We start from the raw sequence: 3960 nt of genomic DNA on the forward strand, positions 1-3960 counted from the left end.
ACGTTACAGGGGATAGAGACGCTGCCACTGCGGATGGAGCGCCACAGCGAGAACGCACTGGCTGTCGCGGAATGGCTACAGGATCACGACGACGTCTCGTGGGTCAACTACCCGGGACTTGCCGACCATCCGACACACCAAACGGCGAGCGAGTATCTGGACGGTGGCTATGGTGGCATGATCACCTTCGGCGTCGCGGGTGGATACGAGGCTGCGCGAACGACCGTCGAATCGACGGAGCTCGCGAGTTTGCTCGCCAATGTTGGTGACGCGAAGACGCTGATCCTTCACCCAGCCAGCACCACTCATCAGCAACTCACCGATACTGAACGAGACGCCTCTGGTGTTACCGATGACCTCGTGCGTCTTTCGGTCGGCATTGAGGACCCGGCCCGGATTATCGCAGATCTGGAGATGGCAATCGAGACCGCAAGCACTGCGAACTAACCGGCGGTTTCGACTGCCAATCGGCCAGTGAATAGGTGCATTTTCAATTCGGGATCGCGAGGGGATGGTATGATGGCACATAGCTATCAGAGTGCCGGTGAGATTTCGCCTGACCTTCCAGATGTCGTCCGGTTTGATCTCCGCGCATCTCGATACGTCGTAACTCGTCAGCGGCCGTCTCGATTGCACCGCAAAGCGTGATTCACTTGCGTGCTTACCTACCCAGATAATGAGATGTCGAGACGAATAGCGAAGAGTTGACAAACCGAGGTCAACAAGCTTAACGCAGATACGGCCCTTCGGTTAGATATGACATGGTCCAACCAAGAGTGGTGGCCAGACCTACTACGACTGGATGTCCTCGACGATAACACTGCGGACACCAATCCGTACGGCGAGGACTTCGACTATGCCGAGGAATTCGAGAAACTCGACCTCGAGGAAGTGAAGTCAAACATCGAGGACGTGATGACGGATTCACAGGACTGGTGGCCGGCCGACTACGGTCACTACGGACCGTTTTTCATCCGGATGGCGTGGCACAGCGCTGGGACGTACCGAACTGCCGACGGCCGTGCCGGTGCGGCCGGTGGCCTCCAGCGCCTTCCGCCGGAGAGCAGTTGGCCGGACAACGTGAGCCTCGACAAGGCACGCCGCCTGCTCCAGCCGGTCAAAAAGAAGTACGGCAAGAAGCTCTCATGGGGAGACCTCATCGTGCTCGCGGGGAACGTCGCCCTCGAATCGATGGGCTTCGAGACGTACGGCTTCGCTGGCGGCCGCGAGGACGCATTCAACTCCAACGAGGCCGTCGAATGGGGTCCCGAAACGGAGTGGGAGACAACCTCGCCCGAGCGCTTCGACGACGGCGAAGTCGGCAATCTCAAAGACCCGCTTGCAAACACCGTGATGGGTCTCATCTACGTAAATCCTGAGGGCCCGTACGGCGAACCGGATGTCGAGGGGTCTGCGGCGAACATCCGCGAGGAGTTCGACCGCATGGCGATGGACGACGAGGAAACCGTCGCGCTCATCGCCGGCGGCCACACGTTCGGGAAGGTCCACGGCGCTGACGACCCTGAGGAACACCAGGGCCCCGAACCCGAAGCGGCCCCTATCGAGCAGCAGGGCCTCGGCTGGGACCACGACTTCGACAAAGCCGGGATGATCAGCAGCGGCATCGAAGGTCCCTGGAACGCTACGCCGACCAAGTGGGATGCGAGATATCTCGACAATTTGTTAGACTACGATTGGACCTCTGTCAAGGGACCCGGCGGTGCCTGGCAGTGGCGGCCGGTCGGCGACGACATCGGCGACGCACCTGGCGCGCAGGACTCGTCGGAGACGGAACAGCCGATGATGCTGACGACGGACGTCGCTCTGAAATACGACGACGACTACCGAGAGATCCTCGAGCGCTTCCAAGAGAACCCGGACGAGTTTCAGGAGGCGTTCTCGCGGGCGTGGTACAAGCTTATCCACCGCGACATGGGCCCGCCCGAGCGGTTCCTCGGCCCGGAGGTCCCCGACGAAACATTTGTCTGGCAGGATCCCGTCCCGGACGCCGCCTACGAACTCGTCGCCAACGAAGAGATCGCCGAACTCAAGGAGACACTCCTCGCCTCGGATCTCTCACGCTCTCAGCTGGTCAAGACCGCGTGGGCGTCGGCGTCGACGTACCGCGACAGCGACAAGCGTGGCGGCGCGAATGGCGCGCACCTCCGTCTCGAACCCCAGCGGAGCTGGGAAGTCAACGAGCCCGAGGAGCTGGAGACAGTACTCGATACCCTCGAAGCCATCCAGGAGGAGTTCAATGACTCGCGCTCTGACGATGTGCGCGTCTCGCTGGCCGACCTCATCGTACTCGGCGGGAACGTGGCAATCGAGGAGGCCGCGGCAGACGCCGGCTACGACGTCGAGGTGCCGTTCGAACCCGGTCGCACAGACGCGACCCAGGCGCAGACCGACGTCGAGTCCTTCGAGGTGCTCGAACCGAAGGTCGACACGTTCCGGAACTACCTCGGCGACGAGTACGACGACATCTACGATTACCCGGAGGAGCGGATGGTCGACAAGGCAGAACTACTGAACCTGTCTGTTCCGGAAATGACGGTGCTCGTCGGCGGGATGCGTGCACTCGGCGCGACCTACCAGGACACCGACCGCGGCATCTTCACAGACCAGCCGGGCACGCTAAGTAACGACTTCTTCGTGAACCTGCTCGATATGGACTACGAGTGGGAGCCAGTCGATGAAAACAATGAGATCTTCGAGGTCCGCGACCGCGACACCGGCGAGGTTGAGTGGGAGGCCACTCGTCTCGACCTGATCTTTGGCTCGAACGCTCGCCTCCGCGCCACCGCAGACGCCTACTTCGCTGACGACGCCGAGGAGCAGTTCGTCGAGGACTTCGTGGACGCCTGGAGCAAAGTGATGCAGCTTGACCGCTTCGACCTCGAGTAGCAATCCGACGTCCGGAATCGCTTAGCCTATTGCACCTGAAGTCGGGCAGGTGGTTTGCTCATGCGCGACCGGATTTGGAATCTATACGACCAGTTTAAATTTCGAAGGCAACTGTGCATGACGAATCGATCTAGCCGACCTCTGATCAGAACTGAACTCGGCTAGATAGCCGATCAATGCACGGACCGAGTGTTCATATCGACCACCTTCTTAGGGTAATAAATAGCCGCTGGTCAATTTCGAGTCGCTATCTCGGAATCGTCCGGTCAGGCTGTGAAATGAACGCTCGCTGAACAGTGCCGCCGCTCACGAATCGTGTGCGACGAACGTGAGATGATCTATCGGAAGATGGCAGATCAGCGTCTCGATGTCGGCGTAGCTCTCCCACCGCTCGCACTGTGACTGTGCGATGGTCGTGACATCCGCAACGAATCCGTCGAGAACATCACCACTCCCGTCGGATTCGTCCTCGAAAAACCGGNGTCGATACGTGGTTCTGTGTCGGCTGAGTCCGACTCTGGCGTTGGCTTCGTCCCCATATCGTGTATCTAATCGTTCCCACAAGTCGTCCGACAGACGAACACTGGGCGGAGGGCTTGCTGCTGACACGCGGGTACCGGAGTGCGGTGGGTGTTGAACCATTGGTTTCTGTCGGGTATGACGGTCGTCTTGTCACCGGATCATCGTCACGTCGGTTCGCTCAAGCGCATCGCTGGCTCCGAACGCTTTTTTCCGGCAAACAGCTACTGTTCTGGCCCTCTCGTCGGTACAGGTGGGTGTCCACTCTGGGCATCGAACGGCGGGAGTTCCTTCCCGTCAGCGTCGACCTTCGCGCGTTCGAGCCGCCACTGATCGTTGTCGAACGGGATGTCGTAGTTCGCCTCGGCTCGTGCGAGGATGCTTTGGGTTGCGGAGCCGCCACGTATTTTTACTTTCCCCCTGTTGGTTCGATCCGACCGTGACCACAGGCGACGACGGGAGTGGGTTCCGTGGAGTGATCCGCGGCGGACCGACGATGGTATACGCGAACCGGTTCGCGGTGTTCGCAGTACC

General features: G+C 60.2%; 2 protein-coding genes and 1 pseudogene. 2 read left to right on the top strand and 1 reads right to left on the bottom strand.

Annotated features, from left to right (window positions below; genetic code table 11):
• Both C450_RS19440 and katG read left to right on the top strand, forming a co-directional pair.
• Positions 1-447 (top strand): PLP-dependent transferase (locus C450_RS19440; RefSeq protein ID WP_005046626.1); only part of this gene is annotated, 447 nt, incomplete at its 5' end.
• A 309-nt stretch (positions 448-756) separates the two neighbouring features.
• Positions 757-2907 (top strand): catalase/peroxidase HPI, encoded by a 2151-nt coding sequence (katG, locus tag C450_RS19445; RefSeq protein WP_005046628.1) that lies wholly within the window; start codon positions 757-759, stop codon positions 2905-2907.
• Positions 2908-3650: 743 nt separating this feature from the next.
• Here katG and C450_RS23105 read toward each other — a convergent pair.
• Positions 3651-3821, bottom strand: a pseudogene (locus C450_RS23105) (recombinase family protein); the annotation flags it as partial.
• Between the last annotated feature and the right edge of the window lie 139 nt (positions 3822-3960).

Source organism: Halococcus salifodinae DSM 8989 (assembly GCF_000336935.1).
In the GTDB taxonomy this organism is placed as follows: domain Archaea; phylum Halobacteriota; class Halobacteria; order Halobacteriales; family Halococcaceae; genus Halococcus; species Halococcus salifodinae.